The sequence below is a fragment of the Leptospira levettii genome (genome assembly GCF_002812085.1).
GTDB classification, from domain to species: Bacteria; Spirochaetota; Leptospiria; order Leptospirales; family Leptospiraceae; genus Leptospira_A; species Leptospira_A levettii.
Genome location: NZ_NPDM01000003.1, coordinates 178,952 through 201,575, shown reverse-complemented (window position 1 = coordinate 201,575; position 22,624 = coordinate 178,952). Strand labels below are relative to the sequence as shown.

19 protein-coding genes are annotated in these 22,624 nt (G+C 35.9%); 6 read left to right on the top strand and 13 right to left on the bottom strand.

The features are described from left to right. Positions 1–66: 66 nt before the first annotated feature. Positions 67–1,269, top strand: coding sequence for a diguanylate cyclase (locus CH354_RS12220; protein WP_100726999.1), 1,203 nt, complete (start codon positions 67–69; stop codon positions 1,267–1,269). Between the two features lie 5 nt (positions 1,270–1,274). Here the strand turns inward: CH354_RS12220 and CH354_RS12215 are convergent, their stop codons facing one another. Next, positions 1,275–1,628, bottom strand: a complete 354-nt coding sequence (locus tag CH354_RS12215) for a rhodanese-like domain-containing protein (RefSeq protein ID WP_165780344.1) — start codon at positions 1,626–1,628, stop codon at positions 1,275–1,277. A gap of 145 nt (positions 1,629–1,773) precedes the next feature. On the opposite strand from CH354_RS12215, the gene CH354_RS12210 reads away from it, so the two are divergent. The 4 genes from CH354_RS12210 to msrA all read left to right on the top strand — a co-directional run bounded on the left by CH354_RS12210 (position 1,774) and on the right by msrA (position 4,180). After that, positions 1,774–2,490 (top strand): MBL fold metallo-hydrolase, encoded by a 717-nt coding sequence (locus tag CH354_RS12210; protein ID WP_100727000.1) that lies wholly within the window; start codon positions 1,774–1,776, stop codon positions 2,488–2,490. Next, positions 2,487–2,852, top strand: a complete 366-nt coding sequence (locus tag CH354_RS12205; RefSeq protein WP_100717674.1) for a TSUP family transporter — start codon at positions 2,487–2,489, stop codon at positions 2,850–2,852. Before CH354_RS12210 ends, CH354_RS12205 begins: the two co-directional genes overlap by 4 nt. Positions 2,853–2,900: 48 nt before the next feature. Further along, on the top strand, positions 2,901–3,422 hold the full coding sequence (locus tag CH354_RS12200) for a hypothetical protein (protein ID WP_100727001.1): 522 nt from the start codon (positions 2,901–2,903) through the stop codon (positions 3,420–3,422). A gap of 65 nt (positions 3,423–3,487) precedes the next feature. Then, on the top strand, positions 3,488–4,180 hold the full coding sequence (gene msrA / locus CH354_RS12195; protein WP_100727002.1) for a peptide-methionine (S)-S-oxide reductase MsrA: 693 nt from the start codon (positions 3,488–3,490) through the stop codon (positions 4,178–4,180). Between the two features lie 61 nt (positions 4,181–4,241). Here msrA and CH354_RS12190 read toward each other — a convergent pair whose 3' ends face one another. Together CH354_RS12190 and CH354_RS12185 are read right to left on the bottom strand one after the other, a co-directional pair. Further along, positions 4,242–5,762 (bottom strand): HDOD domain-containing protein, encoded by a 1,521-nt coding sequence (locus CH354_RS12190; protein WP_100717671.1) that lies wholly within the window; start codon positions 5,760–5,762, stop codon positions 4,242–4,244. A 193-nt stretch (positions 5,763–5,955) separates the two neighbouring features. Continuing rightward, entirely contained in the window at positions 5,956–6,579 is a 624-nt protein-coding gene (locus tag CH354_RS12185) for a trimeric intracellular cation channel family protein (protein ID WP_100727003.1), read from the bottom strand. Positions 6,580–6,752: 173 nt separating this feature from the next. Between CH354_RS12185 and CH354_RS12180 the strand changes: the two genes are divergently transcribed. Further along, positions 6,753–9,740 carry a hypothetical protein gene (locus tag CH354_RS12180; RefSeq protein ID WP_243396066.1) on the top strand — a complete coding sequence of 996 codons (2,988 nt, stop codon included), beginning with the start codon at positions 6,753–6,755 and terminating at the stop codon, positions 9,738–9,740. Positions 9,741–9,746: 6 nt separating this feature from the next. On the opposite strand, the gene CH354_RS12175 is transcribed toward CH354_RS12180, so the two are convergent. From CH354_RS12175 to CH354_RS12130, 10 genes are read right to left on the bottom strand one after another with little or no spacing between them, the layout of a single operon-like run. After that, the gene (locus tag CH354_RS12175) at positions 9,747–10,787 is read right to left on the bottom strand and encodes an SMP-30/gluconolactonase/LRE family protein (protein WP_100727005.1); all 1,041 of its coding nucleotides are present in this window, start codon (positions 10,785–10,787) and stop codon (positions 9,747–9,749) included. Then, positions 10,784–11,662 (bottom strand): acyltransferase, encoded by an 879-nt coding sequence (locus CH354_RS12170; protein ID WP_100717667.1) that lies wholly within the window; start codon positions 11,660–11,662, stop codon positions 10,784–10,786. The genes CH354_RS12175 and CH354_RS12170 overlap by 4 nt, the downstream gene beginning before the upstream one ends. A gap of 1 nt (position 11,663) precedes the next feature. Further along, positions 11,664–12,908 carry a PP2C family protein-serine/threonine phosphatase gene (locus CH354_RS12165; RefSeq protein WP_100727006.1) on the bottom strand — a complete coding sequence of 415 codons (1,245 nt, stop codon included), beginning with the start codon at positions 12,906–12,908 and terminating at the stop codon, positions 11,664–11,666. Between the two features lie 38 nt (positions 12,909–12,946). After that, on the bottom strand, positions 12,947–13,282 hold the full coding sequence (locus CH354_RS12160) for a cupin domain-containing protein (protein WP_243396065.1): 336 nt from the start codon (positions 13,280–13,282) through the stop codon (positions 12,947–12,949). A 1-nt stretch (position 13,283) separates the two neighbouring features. Next, positions 13,284–14,141, bottom strand: a complete 858-nt coding sequence (locus CH354_RS12155) for an SDR family NAD(P)-dependent oxidoreductase (RefSeq protein WP_100727007.1) — start codon at positions 14,139–14,141, stop codon at positions 13,284–13,286. Beyond that, positions 14,138–15,919, bottom strand: coding sequence for a sensor histidine kinase (locus tag CH354_RS12150; RefSeq protein ID WP_100727008.1), 1,782 nt, complete (start codon positions 15,917–15,919; stop codon positions 14,138–14,140). The genes CH354_RS12155 and CH354_RS12150 overlap by 4 nt, the downstream gene beginning before the upstream one ends. A gap of 1 nt (position 15,920) precedes the next feature. Further along, positions 15,921–16,289, bottom strand: a complete 369-nt coding sequence (locus tag CH354_RS12145) for a bactofilin family protein (protein WP_100717662.1) — start codon at positions 16,287–16,289, stop codon at positions 15,921–15,923. A gap of 5 nt (positions 16,290–16,294) precedes the next feature. Then, positions 16,295–16,516, bottom strand: a complete 222-nt coding sequence (locus tag CH354_RS12140) for a tetratricopeptide repeat protein (RefSeq protein WP_207762691.1) — start codon at positions 16,514–16,516, stop codon at positions 16,295–16,297. Then, positions 16,516–16,899: a holo-ACP synthase gene (gene acpS / locus CH354_RS12135; RefSeq protein WP_100717660.1), complete on the bottom strand. Its 384-nt coding sequence runs from the start codon at positions 16,897–16,899 to the stop codon at positions 16,516–16,518. Before acpS ends, CH354_RS12140 begins: the two co-directional genes overlap by 1 nt. Positions 16,900–16,907: 8 nt before the next feature. Continuing rightward, positions 16,908–22,622, bottom strand: coding sequence for a protein kinase domain-containing protein (locus tag CH354_RS12130; RefSeq protein ID WP_100766496.1), 5,715 nt, complete (start codon positions 22,620–22,622; stop codon positions 16,908–16,910). Positions 22,623–22,624 lie beyond the last annotated feature (2 nt).

Genomic DNA, 22,624 nt, shown 5'->3' with positions numbered 1-22,624 from the left:
CAACTTCGAATCCTTCTAGATTTTTGGGATATTGGCAATATATTTCTCGCAGAAGTGAAATCGGAAATGATCAAATCCCATACATCCCTTAGACCTAGGAGTGGCCAACGTATCGAAGATACGATAATGGACCTTCTCGAAGAAGATCCATATAATGAAGAATTACTCATTCAAATTTTACAAAAAAACCAATTCCAAAATAAAGACCAATCGCAGATTTACTCTGCTGTTTTGAAAGTGTTAACCTCTCTGGACATTCCAGAATCGGATTCTAAAAAAATTTGGAACGAAGTTTTAGAAAACAAAAACAAACTCTCAAACTGTTTAAAACGTCCTGTTGGATTCCGAGTTGCACTACTCGATTATTTTATCAATCAGAACCATAAAATTAAAAATCCAAAAATCATCGAACTTCGTTTATTTGCTGAAACTGAAAAGCTCATCCTAGTGGATGAATTAACAAGGTTATACAATCGCCGTCATTTTGAAACCGCACTCGTTCGCGAATTCAAACAATCCACACGTTACAATCAAAATCTTTCCTTACTCGTGATTGATATTGACGATTTCAAAAAAATCAATGATACATATGGTCATTTGATGGGAGATGAAATCCTGAAACAAGTTGCCAATAAAATTGCAACGAGTTTACGAATGGAAGATACAGCTTGTCGTATCGGTGGTGAGGAGTTTGCAATCATATTCCCACAATCAAATGAATCGCAAGCAATGATTGCTTCCGAAAAATTATTAGAAGCATGCAGAACCATTCAAATCAGCGGTAAACCTGTTACCATCAGCGGTGGGCTTGTTTCTTTTCCTGAAAAAGTCAAACGATGTGAAGATATGTATGATTTTGCTGATAGAGCATTGTATACAGCTAAAGAATCCGGAAAAAATCAAATTGTTGTTTATTCCAATGAAAAAAGAAGTAGTTTACGATTTGAAGCAAACTTGGAATTGTTTTGTGTTTTACCGAATAGAACCATCCGTTCTATTTCAAAAAATATTTCAATTACAGGAATTGCTTTTGAAACTGAAGATGATCTACTTATCAATGAACCCATCTCCGTATTTTTACGTGAGTCCGATTCCAAACATGAAATCAGCGCAAAAATCAAAGTAGTTCGTAAACAAAAAATCGGTGAAAACAATTACAGTGTTGGAGCAGAATTTATCGATTTATCAAATGAATCACAATCGAAATTAGCAGATCTTTATTCACTACACCAATTTAAAGCAAAAAGCCCAATTGGTGTAGGTACTTAAAGTAATTAACGTGAGTTAGGCATATCTGATAATCCGCCTGCATTGATGACAGAGGGAAATCCACTCGCCGATAATATTTGTTTTGCTCTTTCACTTCTTGCACCAGATCGACAATAAACAACAATTTTAGATTGTTTGTTTTTGAAAGTACCTAGTTCCATAGGTAATACATCAACAGGTATATTGATAGCTCCTGGGAAATGACCTTCTGCAAATTCAGACTTAGTCCTTACATCAACAACCACTGCCCCTTCCTGAATCCATTCTTGCACCATTTGTTTATCTCCTTTTGATTGAATTTTTTTTACAAAAACGAAGAGGAATCCAATGATCACTCCTACGATTACAAATCCCTTCATAATTACCTCTTTTTTCCATTTTTTAGTTGCCATGGTTTGAGTCAAGAAAAACTATATACCATAGGGGGTATGGTATTACCCCTGACAACCATCTCCTTCCAAAAATTGGAGTTGAACGAACGATCAGAGTGAGGATAATCAAACCATGGTGACTACTGACTTGAATAATGAAATTGAAATCAAACCACTTTATGATATAGAATCAGGGACTTGGACTTATTTATTACTCGACAAGTCTACGAAGCAAGCTGTCCTCATTGACCCAGTTCTTGAGAAGTTAGGAAGAGATTTAGATTATTTAGTTTCGATGGGATTCCAATTGGTTGCGACCATCGAGACACATATGCATGCAGACCATATAACGGCTGCAGGTGAATTACGGGAAAAAACTGGTTGTGAAGCCTATGCTCCCCACTTGTCTGGTGCTGAATGTGCGACTCATTTTTTAAAGGACAAAGATTTGTTACAAATTGGGAAACTCCATCTAGAAGTGATCCACACTCCAGGTCATACACCTTGTTCCATTTCATTACTCCTGAATGGAAAATATGTTTTTACTGGAGATGCTCTCTTTGTTAGAGGGTGTGGTCGAACAGATTTCCAAGGTGGAAGCGCAGAAGAATTATACAATTCGATTACCAATAAATTATTCCAACTGCCGAATGATACCATTGTATTTCCTGGACATGATTACAAAGGGTTTGTTTCCACAACAATTGGTGAGGAAAAAAATTGGAATCCTAGAATCGCAAAAAAATCGTTAGAGGAATTTAAATCAATTATGGACAATTTGAATTTACCAGAACCAAAAAAAATTCACGAAGCAGTACCTGCCAATCGTGCTTGTGGGAAAGTTGTATGAGTATCGGAATCTTATTTTTACTATTAGGGATTGGTGCGGGCGTTCTCGGAGGACTCGTTGGAATTGGTGGTGGTATTTTACTAGTTCCGGCACTAGTTTATTTTTTTGACTTCAATCAAAAATTAGCACAAGGGACAACGCTAGCAGCGATGGTACCACCAATTGGTATAGTTGCAGCTTACATATATTATACGAGAGGAGAAACAAATTTATTTGCAGCAGCTCTCATTAGTGTTGGATTTATATTAGGGAGTATCTTTGGTGCAGGAGCTGCTTCAAAAATTGATACGAGTGTACTTTCTCGATTTTTTGGAATCTTCACAGTGATTGTTGGGCTTAAAATGGTATTTTTCCCGAAATAAAATTCATAAAATATCGTTGCAGGAAGATCTGAATCTATTTTTCATTCAATGGTGTTCGGATTTTATATTGCACTTTTTTGGTTCTTAATTCGATTTCTTTTTTATGGAATTAGTTTTCCTGAAGTGTTCATCCCACCCATTACATTTCTGTTTTGGTGGAATTTGGTATTCACTTCCCTTTGGCTCTTATTAATTCTGATTGTGGTGATTGGCTTTTTGGGAGTCTTACTTCGAATTCCCATTTTAGGAATCCTCGTACAGGGCATACGAAACCAAGTAGCAGAAATTGGTTGGATTTCTTTTTTAAAGAACCGAACTTTCATTTGGCTTCTGAGCCAAACATTCGTTTTAGTTGGATCCTTTTATTTTCTCCATTCCAAAGACAATGACCAAACGATTCTTTTCTTCTGTTTAAGTCTTATTCTTTTAGGTTATTATCTAAAACAAAAATTCCACAAACCCTTGGCACAATTCTCAGGAAACAATCGAATTTTCATTTATCAAAATGGAATGGATTCACCAAATTCCAGAGACAATTTCCCATATGAAAAAGATGTCACACCTCCCTAATACTCATTCAGTCGGCTTTTGAAAAGATTTTACGACTAAATTCCAATGGGAACCATCTAACCAATATGTCCTTCCTTGTTCCCAATCGATCCATCCATCCTTTCCGATACTTCCACATTCTTGTTTTGGTAGCTTTTTATTTGTTTTGTGGTCCTGTCACTGAAACTGCGAAGGTAGAGTCAGTACCACTGGTCACAAAACCAGGCCAAAAAATTGCCGTTTTTGCGGAAGGTTGTTTTTGGTGTTCAGAACATATTTTTGAATCCATTCCTGGTGTCATCGATGTGACTTCAGGTTATGCAGGTGGACACACAAACAACCCAACCTACGAATCTGTGAATACAGAGACAACAGGTCATGCGGAATCTGTACTCGTCGTATATGATCCCACAAAAGTAAGTTATGCGGAATTATGCAGGGTATTTTTTCTCTCACATGACCCAACAACAAAAGACAGGCAAGGCCCAGATATTGGTTCTTCTTACCGTTCCATACTTTTTTATTCCAATGATGAAGAATTCAAAACAGCAAAGGAAATCCAAAAAGAGATCCAATCTAAGAACATTTGGAAAGGAAATTTTGTAACAGAATTTCAAATGTTAAAACATTTTTATCGTGCCGAAGGTTATCACCAAGATTTTATTCAAAACAATCCGAACCAATCTTATGTTTTGGCAGTATCCATTCCAAGATTTAATGAATTTGAAAAACGATACCAAAATTATCAAAAAACTTTGAAGGTGAATCCTTTACCATAAGTAACTCTAAGGATCGTTTCTTTATAAAATAAAACTTTTTTGGTATTAGAATTCTACTTTTTTAGTCTGCAGAGTATTGTTCTTTAATTTTTGTACGAAACGAATCAAACTCTGATTTTGATTGGAACTTACATACCTTGAGAATTTCCGCAGGTATTTCAGAGGACTTAGCTTCCTTTGCATTGATAGCGATCATCATATCACTTAGATAAATTGGATAAATAATATCAATATACACATCATCTACCAGTAGTGGTCGATGGTGGTATTCCATCGCTTTTGTATAAAGGATAGGGAAACCCCATTTTTCACCAACCATTGCACCTAATTTAGAATGAGTAATCCCAATGGCAGACTCTTCCATACTAATTGTAGAAGCAATTTCACGTGTTGTTGAAAATGTTTTGATTTTGTTCATGTGGTGTTTGTCAAACGATAACAATAAAATTTCACCAATGTCATGAAGGAGTGATGCAGCAATTAAGTTACTAAGATCAGACTTGTTTAAATCCATCCTTTGGCCAATTGACTTACAATAAAATGCTGATTCATTTGATTTTTCCCAGATAGCAGTGAACGCAGGGAACTTATCTTCTAACATTTGTTTCGTTGCCAAACTATATAAAAGAGTTTGAAGTTCTTTTAGACCAATCAACTGAATAGCACGATCTAAACTTTCTACTCTTCCTCCTCTTCTGAAAGCAGCTGAATTGGAGAGTTTTAAAATATTTGCAGATAAAGCAATATCACGTTTGATCATTTCAGCAATGGTTCCAATGCTTGAATTTGGTTTGTCGATTGCATCCTGAATGTCTTTGATTGATTTTGGAAACGTGGGAAGATTGTCGATTTGAGAAACTATATGATCTATTTTTTCTAACTGCTGATTCTCCTTGGAGACTTTCGCAGGAATATCGATCATAAATACTGTTTTGTTTTCGCCAGATTCGAACTTAAATGCTGATTCACCAAGCCCATCATTTTTTAACATCATAAGTGTCATGATAAGACCAAGGCCTGCACCTTCCTGATCGTTTGACATATCCATAAAGGCATCCGCTAAATCATTATACGTTTTTGCCTTAGAGATTCTTTCTTTGATTCTCTCAGCTTCGATAGGTGTTAACTGTACATTATTCATAATTCGAATGCGCATTAAACTTCTATTATGAATGAAAGATACGAATACACCGTAATTGTTTTTTTGAAGTGATTCTTCTATTTCATCTCTGTTTTCAATATAAGTAGATTTGAATTCATTGATAATAGATTCGTATTCCTTTTCGTCTGTAATGTCTGTTGAGTTATTTTTAAAAAATACTCGTTTAGCATTCGCTTTGATAGCATTGGTAACAGTTTCTTTCATTGCTGCGAGAACAGAATCTCTAACAATGATTAGGTCTAATTGTAACAAAAATCGATCAAGAGTTTGGTATAAAGTATTTTCTACTTCATCTGTGATTTGGAAAAATTTAAAATGAAACGGAGTATTTTCAACTATAGGATGATTGATATCTTCAATATTGGTATGAAGGCCCAATTCACGTTTGAATTCTAATGAAACAGCTTTTGGACTAGCCATAAAACCTCTTGAAACAGGGACGTAGGGAATCCCCTAATCCTCTCAGAACTGTATATGTTCCCTCTCCATCGAATGCAATGATTTTAGAAAAGCAAGCGTTTAACAGGAAAAAGATGGTGCTCCTATATTTGTGACAAGTACTGAAAAAAAGATTCGTTCCTTCACTAAAATTGCTACATTTTTGGGCAGTGATTCAAAAAATTTTAATCTTAGGTAACCCTAGATTATATTTCACTGCAATGATTCGGATGATCACCACTACACTTGCAGAAATACTTAAATTAAGATTACCATCAAATTGGAATGAATGTAAAATAAGATATAAGATGGCTCCCGCCAAACAAGCAGTAGCGTATATTTCTTTTCGGAAAATAAATGGCACTTCGTTCATGAGTGTGTCTCGAATCACTCCACCAAAGATTGCCGATATCATTCCGAGTAAAGCGGAGGCAAAAAAATTCACACCATGGTCTAGAGCAATTCTTGTTCCAAGCACAGTATAAATTCCAATTCCTAAGGTATCAAATAAAAAGAGTTCACTTCGGAGTTTGGTCAATCGTTTTGGAAAAAAGATAACGAGTAAAAAACCTAGAAAAATTGCCCACAAAATGTTCTCATCTTTTACCCAAGAAACGGGATAATTTCCGAGTGTGATGTCTCGTAACGTCCCTCCACCGATTGCAGTGATAAAACCTGTAAAAAATACGCTAAAAACATCATGGTGGTGTTCTTTGTGTTCTAAGGCGGCAACTGCTCCGGATATCGCAAAAACCATGATACCTGCAAGTCCAATGTAATAAGAAAAGCTAAAATCCATAAAAATAATCTAATTTTCTCATTTTAGACGGAAATAAAATGACAATCAGTTACCCTCTCAATTGTTATCATTAGTAGAGTATCCTTTTTATGATTTGCAAATCCTTTAGGAAATCTGTTTTCATTCTATTTTTCCTTTTCCAAGCTTGTATCCCTACAATTTCCAAAAGTATCATGCAGTCAGTTTCTGACTATTTGCAACTCAAAAGCATTTTAAACACGGGACCTTACACTATCTCTGTCAAAGTATCGGGACTGCTTGGTTCAGGACTTACACTTTCTCTGAATTCAGGACAAGCAACCATCACAGTCAATTCGGATGGTGACTACCAGTTTGGACCTAAATTACTCACTGGTGAAAATTTTAATGTTACGATCACTAACCAACCAATATTACCAAACCAAACTTGTTCCATCAATGGTGGAATGGGAGTTGTAGGTTTTGGAAACATCGCAACTATCATCGTTAATTGTGATCCACTTCGGTACAGTATAGGTGGAACCATCTCTGGTCTTGATGGAGTTACAGGTTTAGTTCTCACAAATTCATTTGATGGGTCTACATTGTCTGTTGCAGTTGCTTCTGGAACATTTGCTTTCACACAAACGTATGTTAGCGGGAGTACTTACAATGTATCAGTGACAACACAACCAAACCATCCAGTACAGAATTGTGTAGTGACAAATCCTTCAGGCACCATCGCTTCGGCAAATATCACAAATATTGCCATCAGTTGCACTTCGACTGCTTACCCAATTGAAATCACTTCCTTTGGTATAGGTTCTGGTACTTTGATTTTAAGTAATAATGGAAGTGAAACTATATCGATTACAACCAATGGTATAAATCGATTTGCAACTGATTTACCACCTAGTAGTACATACAACTTACAAATTGTATCCGTTCCAACAAACCACCAATGTGTGTTATCCTCAACATCTGGAACCGTTGCAGGTACCGTTTCCATACAAGCTAATTGTTTTAGTGTATTAGATTATACTCCTCGTAATGGTGGTATCTTGCAGACAACGGAATCCTTACGATTGGTTTTTTCTGCAGAGGTGAATACAGGAAGTTGTGCGGGTTCTTCGGGGACACTCAACACCAATTTGTCATTTCCCATCAATTTTGCACTCGCAACTACCAATTTTACAAACGACACTCTCGTAGTGACTCCTGCACCAACAGATAGTTGGGTAACAGGCAATCGGTCATTAGTCCTAAATTGCCTTTCCAATGTCGGTTCCAATCCACTTTCAACAAGCGTAACCCTAACCTATTTAGTTCCATCTACCTTACGTTATGTTTCAGATGCGAGTGGAAACGATTTAAACGATGGATTAACTCCAGCAACTCCCAAAAGGAATATCCAACCGGCAATAGATAGTTTTGGAGGATGCCCTTCAAATGATTGCGCCGTACTTGTCACACAAGGCTCCTATGACCCTGCAGCAGTCAGCGCAAGAATCCAATTGGTATCTGGAATTTCCCTCTTTGGAAGTTATGAACCAGGATTTACACAATGGAAACCAACTGACAAAGATTCGACGATCCTAATGGATATGGTCCCTGCTTTTTGTGCTACAGCAAATAGTATCAATCCTTGTGCTTCGATTGCTGCTGATTCTTCGGTGACAGCGACAACAATCATTTCTGGCTTTAAAATTTTATCGGGTGATAATGCTCCTTATATGACAGGAGTGTTCCTGGATTCCACAAATAGTGTTCGGATCATCGATAATACTATTAATGGTGGTACTGGCACGAGTGTATCCAGTGGTATCTATGCGATCAATAGTACACCCATTTTAATACGAAATCAAATTGAAGGTGGGATTTGTACCGCAAATAATTGTAACTCTTCAGGTGTGTATATGACATCTGCTGCCTTAATCGCTCCCTTTATTGTAGGAAATACAATTGATAGTGGAAAAGGTGCGGGTACACAAGTCACTTCGCGTGGTATTTTTTATAATGGAAGTGTAGGTTTAGATGTCACCAATATCCGACTTAACCAGATTACATCTTTACCATTGGAAAATGCCATTCCTGGAGTTACGACTTTATCCATCGCTTTTGACATTTCATCGTTAAGTAATTCGTCCACAGGAGTTTTCGCTGGGAATCAATTGGTTGCTGGTACAGCCAATACTTCCATTGGAATTCGAATCCAATCACCTACAGGAATTCAGATTGGCTCTGCTGTTCAGGGAAATAGTATCACGACTGGTTCTGCAGCATCGTTTAAGTCGAATGGTATGTTATTAAATTCAGGACACACCATTCGTAACAATTATATCTACCTTGGTTCCGCAACGAATGCAAGTTTTCCAACCGCAACCAATGGTATCGAAATTTCTTCAGGTGGTGTCACAGCAATCATTGAACGTAATACTATTATTGGAGGAAATGCAACAAGCGGTGCAAAGGCAACTTTGTATGGTATCAATGCAACTTCATTCACTGCCACTTCATCCATTTCTGGAAATTACATTCGATTGGGAAGTGCGAATGGAACAGGTGCATCGATGGTTTCCGGAATTTACCTCCAGTCTCCGAATGGATTCTTAATTGCAAATAATTGGATCCAAAATGGTTCAAGCAATGTGTATGCTAGGGGGATCGATATCACGGGAGTATTTAGTCCACTGAAAATTTATCATAATACTGTGAGTAGTGGAACATCTTCTGTTTCTGGAAATGAAGCTGTACTACAAATTAACTCAAACTCATCTGTGTTAGTTGAAAATAATATATTTTTACTTAATGATAATGCGGGAAATAATGCATGCATCGTAGACCTTGTTGGCCCACAAACCTCTATTAGGTTCAATGTATTGTATAATTGTTCCAACCTTGTTTACAAAACTCCGTTGTATTATACAGATTTGTGTGCAGGAGGAGTACCTGGAAGTTTGGGTTGTATCACTCCATTAGGACTGAGTTCTAATTTTGGAGACAATTTGACCTTGGATCCAAATTTAGGATTAAATTTTGGTGTCGTTGCGAATTATATCCCAACAACTGCGACTTCTTGCCTCATTACAAAATCTACGAACAACATTATTGCTGATAGTTATAATGGAGTTGGGACAAGGCCAGGAGGAGACGGATTTGTCTCCTTAGGTGCTATTGAATACAATTTAACTTGCACACCATAGTTTTCACTAAGGTAGTACGTAAATTCCCACTCGATCATTGTACAAACTTCCAATGTACAATTGGCGTTTCTTTTCAATGACACTTGTTACATCTTTTAAATGGTCACCAGTAGGATCTTGGACGGTCATTAAAACTTTTCCATTCCCGTCTATCTTCATTGCGTAACCATATGGTTGGGCTTTGGGCCATAAAAATTTCGGCAAAAAATAAATCATTTTTTTCACAACAGGAGATGGGTGCATATTGTCCATTCTGTCATTCCTTACTGTAAACAATGCAACCCAGAACTCTCCGTTTTCGTTTCGAGTGATGTTATCTGGGAAACCAGGTAAATTTTCAATGATTACTTCTGAAGTTCCTTTCTTAGGACCCTTTAACCAAAGTTTAGTGATGCGATACCGATATGTTTCATTCACCAAAAGGAAATCTTCATTTTTTGACAAAGTAATCCCATTTGCAAAATACAAATCTTGGAGTAATAACTGTGTTTCCTTTGTTTTTGGATCATAAACAAAAACACGACCATAAGGTCTTGCTTCTAGTAAATCGTATAGGTATTCTTTCTGTTCGTAAATTGATGCATCTGTAAAATAAATTTTTCCGTCTTGTGCAATATCCAAATCGTCTGTAAACTTGAAAGGGACTCCTTTGTACTCGGAAACTAAAGTAGTAATTTTACCGGACTTATCCATTGATAATAATCCTTTATAAGCATCTGCAATGATTAAGTTTCCTGCTTTATCAAATTGAACTCCGAGAGGTCTACCTGAAGTTTTCGCAATCGCTTTGATTTCCCCTTTGAGAGTTATTCTGATGATGCGACCATCTTTGTCTCCACCATAAATATTCCCATCAGAGTCAACATCTAATGACTCAAGTCCTTTCACTTTTCCAATGGCGAGAAGAATTGCTTTTTGTAACTCTGTATTTGGCTCATAAATCCCAACTGGTTCTGGTTTGATGGGCGGTTCATACGCCACAGGAGAAAAAGTACGGCAGGAAATAAATCCCAACAAAAATATAATTTTGATTTGTAATAGTTTCATTTAGAACTCATCTCCTTTTCAATCAAAGCATCCTTTAATGCCCAACGTTCATCTACCCAACGTTTCATTTTCTTCGACATAGGTGCAAATTGTTCGTTTTCTTCGATGGGCACTTGTTCTCGTGGAATCACATCAATAAAAACTTTTAACTTTCGAATTTTACCAGACATCAAATCCAAAAAACTTGGGTTTTCAGTAGGATAAACAATAGTTAAATCAATAAAAGCATCAAGCGAATTTCTTAATGAAGTGGAAACAACTGAAATCCCACCACTATGCGGACGAAGTAAATGTTTATAAGGATTTTTCTTCAATAACTTTGCCATACGCTCAGGTGTGCGCCTGTGTCCTTCCAAAAAGTTCAAAATCGAAAAAGGCATTCCATTGAACTTTTCACAAACTTTTTTAACATTCTCCAAATCTTTTGTGGCTAGTTCTGGATTTTTTTTCAATTGTTCACGGCTACTTCGTTTGACAAAAGGAAAATCTAATGCAAGCCATGCGTGCCCGAGAACAGGAACATATTTTAAAGAATCTTTGATGAAAAAACGAATGAGGGGGATTTTCCTGTTTAAAACTGATTGAATGATATAAATATCCGACCAAGATTGGTGGTTACAAATGATCATATAACTTCCGTTTGGTTTCAAGCTTTGAAAATTTTCACCAACTACTTCGAATTGGACACCATATAAAAAACGAGAGATTCGGTAATTATTTTCGATCCAAGCCTCTCCTACTTTCACAAGCAGACGATCCCCAAATCTTCTTACAGATCCAGAGGTCAATAGTTTCCAAATATAAAGCGGATACATTGTAGGAATGATCCACAGTAAATTTAATAGAAACAAAATGTATGCAATGATTAATCCCAATTTAAACTCCTAAATCAAACGAAGTGCCGATGCCCAAAATGGTAACATCATCCATCATAGGGGTATTTCCCCTAAAGTTATGAAAATGTTCCATCAGCAAATTTACAGTATCGACTAAACTTAATCCCAAACTCCTAGCAGTTAAAAAACTGGAAAGCAATTTGGATTCTCCGAGAAAATTTCCAACTTCATTTTCTTGTTCCAAATACCCATCAGAAATCATAAACAATCGATCTCCAAGCCCAAATGGCACTGAATTGTCTGTATATTCTACATCCTTTTCGAGACCTAACATTAAACCAGATTCACTTAATGCCAATATCTCTGATTGATTGAGAACATATGGTTCGTTATGACCAGCTGAGGAATAAACAAGTTTACTTTCTTCCAAATTCAAATCAACAATGACAGCAGTAAATTGATTCGATTTTTTTCCGTAACGATCAATGAAAATCTGGTTCAATGCATACAATACATCGGATGGGTTTGAAACATTGTGTTTGATATGATCATACTCTGCTTTGATTGCCATCGTAATCAGTGCTGCTTGCACTCCATGCCCAATCGCATCAGCCAAAAACAATCTGATTTTGGATTTTTCCAAACGAATGACATCAAATATGTCTCCACCTACCTCAGCCATCGGCTCAAACTTTGAGGCAAAATCTAAATGTGCGATGTGTCTTAAGCCAAGTGGTAGAATATTTCGCTGAATGGTTTTGGCAGTTTCTAAATCTTCTTGGATGATTTTTAACGATTGAGTGAGTTTAGCAGTTCTTTCTTTAACCATCATCTCCAATGTTTCATTTTGTAAACGTAACTCTTTATTTTTCTGAATGAGAACTTGGTTTTCCCTTTGTTCCGCATTACGTATTCTTGCAGTTAATAACTTTAGAAGAGTTAAAGTCATTTCTGGACTTGTTTGGATCAGTCTGTGAAAATCCACACGAGTTAAGGTGTATAAAGTAGATTTTTCTTTTGTTGTTATGTTTACTGTCCTAGGAGCAGAATCGATGAGTGAAATCTCTCCAAAATAATCACCGGCGTTCAAATCCCCTATTACTAAAATTTCTTGTTTCGTTTCGTCTAAGTATTTCCAAACCTCTACTCGTCCAGATTCAATAAAATAAAATGAATCACCTAACGAATATTGTTCGATCACCAAAGTATCAGGCCCAAACTCTACTTTTTTCATTTCCTTCTTTAGGAAACTTAAATCGACATTTGGTTTTTCTTCAGGACTCATACAATTCGAGTTCTATTCTTCTTCTCGATTGACAGCTTCTATGGTAAAAGCAGGTTACAAAGAGACCAATACTCTGCATCTTCCGAAAATGGATTTGAATAACGAACTCTTGATCCTTTTTGGATCAAGATTGATTCCCCAGCTGATAAAATTAATACTTCGCCATCAACTTCAATTTGTTTTTTACCTCTTACCATCAGTGTCCACTCATCGAAGTTAGGTGTCTGGAAGGGTTCACCCCAACCAGGAGGTGCAATCATATGTGCAATGGATACTTCCTTAGTATTTGTAGATGGGATTCCAAAATGTTCCTCAATTGTTTTATTCCCAGGGACAGGGATAATCATTGGATTTTTTTGATGAAAATAACCCATACTAATTTCCAGGGAACCGAAAGGAAAATTTATGTTTCAGAAGGTCTTCTGTATAAGTCCACAAATTCCTTCTGATTGTTTTATCATAGGAAACAGGAGAACTATTCTTTGCCTTCTTTTTTACAAAGTACTTCCCTGAAACATTACTTATACTTGGTTCTGTTGCAAGGTAAATGGAAGTTTCTGCACCTTTCTCTTCCGAAATAGCAAAAATATTCTGTGCAAAGGTGATTAGCACTTTCGCAAGCCCTTCATTATTTTGTCCAAATTTTGTTTTCACAAAACCAGGGTGCAAACAGTTCACTTTAATTTTTGTTTGGTTTAGTCTTTCGGCTAGTTCATACGTGAAATAAATATTCATCAATTTGGATCTTTGGTATTGTTTCCATCCAGAATAGTTGGATTCACCAAATATATCTTTAAAATCTAAGGTTACACCTTCATGAGCACGAGAGGCAACATTGATAATACGTGCTTGGCTTGCATTCTTAAGTGAAGGCAATAATCCAAGAGCCATGATAAAATAATTTAAGTGGTTTAAAGCAAAAGTGGATTCCAATCCTTCGTTAGTGACAGTTCTTTTATCAAAATACGCTCCTGCATTATTGAGTAAAACATCTATTTTAGGATGATTGTTTCGTATTTTTTCAGTCAAAACAAAAGTTTCTTTTGCCAGAGACAAATCACAAACATAGGAATGAACTTTCACACCATGAACTTGTAGACTATATACGAGAGCTGATAATTTTTCTGGATTTCGACCAACCAATATCAATTCATTCTGAGATTTTGCAAATGAATGTGCACAAACTCTACCGATTCCATCGGTTGCACCTGTTACTAAAATAATTTGACTCATATAAGAATTTCCTCGTTTTCCTTTTTTGGGAGACTAAATTGAAAAATAGACCCTGACATTCCATCACTATCAGCTGTTAATGTACCACCATTCACCGTTACAAATTCCGAACACAAGAGAAGTCCAATACCATTCCCAGTTTCTCCTTGTGTCCCAACTGATTTAATCACTTCGCCAGGTTTAAATAATTTATCGATCGTAGTTTTAGACATTCCAACACCAAAATCTTTAACAGAAACCATCCAATGGTATCCGGTATCAATTGCAGAAATCTCAATTTTACCATTTTGATGACTAAATTTCAATGCATTGGAGATTAAATTTCGAATCACAGTGATGATCATTCGATCATCACAATACACCATCGCATGATTTGGGATTTTGGTCTCAAAATGAATGTCTTTATTTTTTGCACTTAAAGCAAACAAATCAAGGCATTCTAAAACGATTGAATCCAATCGGTAAAAATTTGGTCTAAATTCTTCTTGTCCTCGTTGTAACTTAGACCATTCTAAAAGATTTTCCAAGAGAGAAAAAACAGATTCTGTTGCATCAAGTAAAGACTGTGTCATACCTGCTAACGCATCTTCTTTTTTCTTCATATCCTCGTTTAATACTTTGAGTAACATTTTTATGCCAGCCAAAGGACCACGTAAATCATGTGAGATGATCGATAAAAATCGATCTTTGGTTCCATTGGCAACAAGAAGCTCACGGTTCACGTTTGCCATTTGTTTTTCTAAATTTCTTTGCTCTGTATTATCACGGAATACAAGAACCATACCGATTTTTTTCCGATTCGAATCTCGAATCTGTTTTGCTGTGACTTCCCAATACTTCGAATCTTTTTCCCATATCCATTTGGTGATTGTCTTTTTAATGGATAAATTGTCCAATTTTGTAATGAGTTCTGGTGTATGATGGAAAAAAGCTTGGTGAGGGAGTAAGGCTACATTCTTATCTTTTACACAAAATAAATTTTCAGCCGAACTATTCCAATCGACTACGCGATGATTAAAATCTAAAATGACAACTGCTTCATCAAGTTCATCTACAATTTCACTTCTCACAAGTGGTACCAAATCAAACATTCGATAGTATCCAATTGCAAAGAATATCATGATTGCCTGCATTGTGCACATAACGCCCGTTATATTCATTCCAGGCAAAGGACGAATCCCCATTTTATGTAAAGCTGCTGCGATCCAAATAAACAAAAAGGAAACAAGAATTAGTAAGTAACGGTTACGTTCTGTCGATTTGGATTGAAAAATCCCTCTAATGAGGAGTAATGCGACAAATACTGACCAAAAAAAAGAAAGTAAATAAGAGGCAATGAAACCACCTATATTTGTTTCTTGAATCCATTGGATACGGCCTCCCACATTAATGAGATAGGTATCGAGTGTTAAAGTTTTAAAGATAGGATCTAATACACATACAGCCACAGTAAATAGAGGCTGAAGAAATAATAGTACCCAGAAACGTTTTGTGAGTAAATGTTGGTTGTTTGTAAACTCAATTGAGACTAATACCATACCAACATTGGCAATGGCAACACCTATGTACAACAAACTAATGAATGTTCGGTGTAAGTTTGTACTGATGTAAACAAAATCAAGTCCATAGAATCCAGTCCAAATCATAGAACCGAAAACCAAGATTAATAAATATTTAACTAAATTGAGTCGAAAGGATTTTAATACAAATAGCCCCAATCCAAGATTGAAGCCAAATGCTAGGAAAAGAAGTACACTATATGGATGGAATTGCCACAAACTAAGTCTCGTCGTTACTCAACATTTCGCAGTTACCATCAAAAATAACTCCATCTGCTATTTGTAATTTTGCAGTGCGAATGTTGCCTTGGACTTTTCCTGTTGATAACATCTCTAATCTTTGAGTTGCCGTCACATTTCCAATGATGGTTCCACCAACAACAACGGTTCCCGCTTTGATGTTTGCTTTTACACGAGCACCTTCGCTGATCACCAAGTATCCATCTGAAATGATTTCACCAGTGAAATCACCAGAAATTTGAAGTGGTTTTTTAAAAGCTAAGGTTCCGCTAAAAGCAGTTTCCTTTCCTAAGATGGTGGCAATGACTCCGTGTTCTGTGATGGTAGGTTGCATTTCTTTTTTTGACATAGTTCCTATTTTGTTTTCATGTTATACACCCCATCCCAATCTTCAGGAGGAGGATCTGCGATGTAATCATCACAACGTTCAATATAAAGTTTGGAAGGACCGTCTCCAGGATGGATCGCTAATGCTTTTTTGAATTCTTCTTTTGCTTCTGCAAATTTACGAGATTTGTACAAAGTAAGTCCTTGGTTATAATGTACAAGCACTGACTTCATTTTATCACTAACGATCATTTGAGCTCCTTATAGAATACGACAACGGCGGTTGAATAGTGGTCAGCATGGCTAATGGACACCGAACTACCTGTAAATCCTTTCTCACGGAAAAACTTCTCAGTTTTCCCATGGATGACTAGCGTTTTTTTCCCAAAATTGGTTCCAGCTAGCTCAATCTCGCGCATATCGGCAACCTCACCAGGTTCCAAGTTCAGGGCTTTGATGACCGCTTCTTTGCACGCAAATCTTCCAGCTAAAAAAGGCACCGGGTCTTTGTGTTTGTGACAATATTCGACCTCATCATCGGTGAAAACTCGTTTCAAAAACCGATCCCCATGTTTTTGTAATAATTCTCGAATTCGTTCGTTTTCGACAATGTCGTTCCCGACTGATAACATAAGTAGATTTATTTACGCCGAAGTTCCATGAGTCGAGCAAATAATCGGTTGTTTTCCTTGTGGTAAGGCCGTCTCAACTTCACTCGCTCCGAATAATCAAAGGCAGCCCCAAAATCACCATTGGCAAATAAGGCTTCGGCGATATAAAACAAAGTCAAACTATCAGATGGATTTTTTTGGATGTATGTAACTGCAAACTGTAGTGGGAAAACAGACATCCTATGCTCTGTGTATAGATAGATTTTTTGAAAGGAGAGCGGGGCTTCGTGGATATTTGGATAATGAGATGAAATCATTTTTTCAACTTCGACCCAAAGTTTTTGTTTATACAAAGTCAGAGCTCGCAAATAAACAATGTGTTTTGGATGGGATTTTGGTATGTTAATTTCTGAACCGACGCCAGTATACTCTACACGTATCAATGAAAGGTCGTCGATTAACTCTCCTTGTTTTTTAATCGCATCTCGAATTAAATTTAAATCCCCCATCCCTTCTTTGGCAGTTTTTAGAAATAATTCATCATCTTCATTCACTTCCATTTCTTGTTCAGAGCCAATGAGAATATCATCTCTTCCGTCTGAGCCAATGAGCAGGATATCTCCCTTTTCCATTTGGAAAGTATTGATTTGAAGATTTTTCTTTGAAGCAAGTAAGCCAAGTTTCGCACATACATAGTTATGTGGGAGGAAAAACGTTTTATCATTTCTATAGATAACTGGACGAGGGTGTTCCGCGTTCAAAAAATAGAAAAATCCTGTTTCATCATCAATCAAACAAAGAAACATCGAGATCAACATGGAACCATCAAACGTTACTAAGGTATTGTGCAATTCAAAGTAAGCACTACTCACCCACTTTTCAGGAGTCATATCCTTTGATTCTTCAGATTGTCCATTTCGTTTGATGATTGCTTCAAATACTGAACCAATGACAAGGGCACCACTTGCTCCCTGCATAGACTTGCCCATTGCATCTCCGTTCAAAACAACGATGTATTTTTTATTTTGCAATTGAATGGAAGAAGAGACACATAAATCCCCGCCAATTTCAGAATTCCATTGTTTATAACTAAACTTTTTCTTTTGTTCCGTTAAGAACTGGATATTCATATTCGAAGATTCAGCATGATTTTGTGTCAAAGGTTCAATCAACAAAGAAGCAAGAAAATAATCACCATCCTGCTGTTCTTTTAACCCCTTAACTTCCGTTAAAGCAGAGTTTAGCTCTTTTGTCCTTTCATCAACTTTTTGCTCCAAGTTGGTGTAAAGTAAAGAGTTCTCAATAGAAACCGCAATTTGCGAAGAAAGAATTTTTAGAATTTCTACTCTCCCTGGCGTAAATGCATCCGTAGTTAAATTATTTTCTAGATATACAATTCCAACTACAGTGCCATGACTCAAAATTGGATAACATAATAAAGATTTTGGTAAATATGATTTCACATATGGATCATTTTTAAATTCCCCTTCTCTGGCTGCATCACCACAAATGACAACAACCCCCGTACGAACCACATAACCAATGATTTGTGTTGGAATTTTATTTTCGTGAATTGTTGTAATCGCTTGAGAAAAATCCAATTCAAATGGAGAATCCGAATAAACAGAAACTGATTCTGTTTCTAAATTGGATTCGGCAATCACTTGCCATTTTGAATCAAAATTCAGAATAAAATACCCACGTTCTGCACCAGCATTCTCAAGGATAATCTTCATCATTTTTTCTAGTAAACGATTCAATTGTATTTCACCTGAAATCGTTTGAGATGCTTTGATGACTGTATTGATATCTAAATTTGATCCACCATCTCCAAAAATATCTTTTGTTGTACTAAACAAGGAAACATTATCCGTAGAATCTGTTCTAAAATTCCTTCCAATGTATTTCTTTAAAGAGATATGATCTGCTTCTAACTGTTTTACCTTAGAAATAAAACCGTATTTGCCATAACGATAATGTGCTTCCACAAGGTGTAGATTACTATATTGATCAAAACCAGTTTCTCTCCACATTCGGACCAAAATCTCATTTGCAATTGCTTCTTCTAGAATATATGCAGATTCTCTTGCCGAAGTAATTGCTGCTTTACAAGCAACAACAGCTTCCGATTTTTTATTTCTCAAATATAATTCAATTGCAGAAATAATCTCATATTTATGACCAAAATTATCTGGAGAATTTTTTGCCCAAACCTTCAATCGTTTTGAAAATGTATTTAGGCGTTTCAATAAATCTTTTCGGTTGATTGATTCCGTGTATTTTGGATTTGATAACAATTCGTAAACGACGAGTGCTCCAAAAAAAACATGTTCAGGAAAAAACATCATTGCAAAAACCCCACCCTCTAATCCATCTAATTTGAGAGAAAATTGATATGCTTTTTGTATATCTCCTAAAAAGTATTCTAACCTCAGTTTACATAAATAATAATCAAATAAAGCATTTGCGTTACCATATGTTTCCCATTCTTTAACGTTTTCTGATTCTAAAAAATATCGACCTTCCAAACTCAAAGGATCAGATGTTTCACCTCGCATATTTTCAACAATTTGCATATTCAAACGATGAACTTGGTAAGCATGGTGTTGCCTCAAACTTAGGAGTGAGGCATCATAACGAAGTTGGCTTTTGTATAAATCATCCAAGTTTTCTCGGTATAATAATCCTTGGAAATGGATGTTATTTAAAGAATAAGATGCATATTGTAGATCACCTGTTTCCATGCCCGCAAGGAAACTATCCCAAAAAATACTTTTACCTTCTTTTGCATGATTTTTCCAAGGAAGAATCATACAAGCATACATAAATAAGGTTCTACATTTGAATGATTTGGCATCCAGTACATCAATTAATTTGATTCCTAACTTACCAAACTTATACCCAGAATCATAATCACCAAGCCCAGATCCTTGGATCATGCCCATCGCTGAAAAACCAAATGCACTTAGTTCACAAAGCCCATATAACAATGTATAATTGACCATTTTGAGAACAATCACTGGGAATAGGTTTGGATCTGCTAAAAAAGATGGTGCGATACAAGCATTGAGTAACCGCATGATTGCCAGATATTTTGGGTCTGTTGCAATTGGCAAAAATTCCAATTCTTCAATTGGTTTTCTTCCTAATCGAAATTTGAATTTTACGATTTCTTTTAATGGTGACAGTGCAGAAGCATTTTTCGGCAACCTAACACCCAATAATCGAAGCGCTTGCTTCAATGTAACCAATACTTCTTTCATTTTGTTTTGAGTGACAAGCATTGAAGTTTGTAACTCATAAACTAAAATTTTATCTAAATCTGTTTTTGCATGTTTCACAATATGATTGAAACTATTTTCAGCTTTTTCAAAATTTTTAGACAGATAAGCTGATCTTGCATAAGCTAAATGAAGTTTGAGTGTGTTTTCGTATTGATGATTCCACTCATCTTCTAACATCAATCCAACCATACGTTCAAAAAAACTGAATGCTGCATCATATGCAGATGAATTGAGTGCTTTAAAACCTGCTCTTTCGTTTAAGGTGCGCAATTGGACCAACTCTTGATCTTGTGTAATTTCTGAAGCACCTAAATTGAGTTGGTTTACAATCGTGAATATATGATCGTCTAATTTGAATTTATAAAGTATTGATAAATACGTTTTTCCAATTTTATAATGTAACTTCGATTTTTCTTCCGGAGAAATGATTTTATAAATCGCTTCTCTGATTTTATCATGAGTAAAATTGGCATCATCTAAACCTAATATCAGGAATTCTTCGTTTGCTAATGCAACCAAATCCATCGATGCCAAATGAAAAGGTCTCTCCGCAATCGTCGCATAAATATCATGTCGAAACCAGTTTCCTATACATGCAGTTAATTTTAATGCTTCGATTAATTCTGGTGGTTGCAGGTAAATTTTATCGATGATCAAATCAATTACATTCTCAGAAATATTGACTGTATTGATTTTTTCCTTATCCCAAACCCATCGATTTTCAGAAAATTGGATATAAGATCTTTCATAAAGATTCTTAAACATTTCATTTACGTGGAAAGGATTTCCCTTTGTTTTTTTCCAAATGATTTCAGAAATCCCTTTAATTTCTGATTCAGGTAATGACAATGTATCGGAAACAAGTATCGAAATATCAGATTCTGTTAGTGGTTCTAATCGAATTTCAGTGATGGAAGTTTTTGTTTCCCGAAGTTCTTCCAACATTCGAAAAAATGGATCCGTGGGACTTACTTCATTATCTCGGTACGATAAGATGATAAAAAAATACGAGATTTCAGGATCGGTGATTGCTTCTTTTAATAAAAGTATACTAGAAGAATCTGCCCACTGTAAATCATCTAAAAACATCACCACAGGATGTTCCTTTGTACACACTGTTCGCAAAAATTTTCTAAAAACCAAATGAAATCGATTTTCTGTTTCTACCGTATCCAATTCTGGTGGAGTTTCTACGTCTCCCAATAATTGAGCAAGCTCAGGCACTACATCGATGATTAACTTAGCGTTTGCACCTAAGGTTTGGGTTAGGATTTTTTTCCATTCTTTTACAGAAGTTTCATTTTCAGATAACAACTGTTTCACCAATCCTTGTAATGCAAGATTGATGGCACGATAAGGAATCGATTTTTTATATAAATCAAATTTACCTGTCGTAAAGTAAGCACGTTCTATTGTAACTGGTTTTTGGATTTCGTTTATTAAAGCCGACTTTCCAATCCCTGAACGTCCTGAAATTAAGAAGGTTTCTATTTTACCTTCCGTTGCATTTAGAAATTTTTCTTCAAAAGTTTTAAGTTGTGACTCCCTACCATATAACTTTTTTGGAATTTGGAAACGAGAAGATTTATCATTTTTTGCCAACTCCATTTGAAAGGAATCTAAATCTTCTTTTCCATTTTCTAACAAGACAGATTGAATTGTGATTAAATCAGAAAGTAATCCAGTCGCAGTTTGGTAACGATCTTCTGGATTTTTTTCCAAAAGTTTCATGATTAGATCTGATAAGATTTTTGGAGCATTACTCCTTTCCTTTGGAGGTAATGGGATTCTAGCCAAATGTGCATGGACCATTTCCAAACTATCAGTGTATAAAAATGGAAGTTCACCAGTGATGAGTTGGTATAAGGTTACACCTAACGAATAAAAGTCTGTGCGGTAATCAACAGTCCGGTTCATTCTCCCAGTTTGTTCTGGAGAAATATGTGCCAGTGTTCCTGTTAAATTTTGGTTCATCGGAAGATAAAAACTTCTATGAGTTAACATCGTTGCGGAACCAAAATCAATAATCTTCAATTCGCCAGTTTCAGGATGATATATGATATTCTGTGCTTTGATATCGTTATGAACCACTTTCGCTTTATGAATGTCTGAAAGTGCACGACAAATCTCGATTGAGATATTTAAAAATGTATGGAGATTGCTATATTTTCCACTTAATTGAAGTTTAGCGAGATCAGTGTATTCGATATGAGGAAAAACGATTGCAACTGTGTTTTGGTAAGATTCAAAACTTAAAGGTTTTAAGGTGTAGTTTGAATCTATTGATTTAAGAATTTCAAATTCATTTTTAAATTTTGTAATTTCGTGATTATCCGGATAATCTCTATTTAATAGTTTCACAACAACTGGAGATTTTTTATCATCTTCTCCAATATAAACAGAACTCCTTTTTCCTAAATGGAGTTCTTTTGTTACTTTGTATTTTCCAATCGTAAACAAAT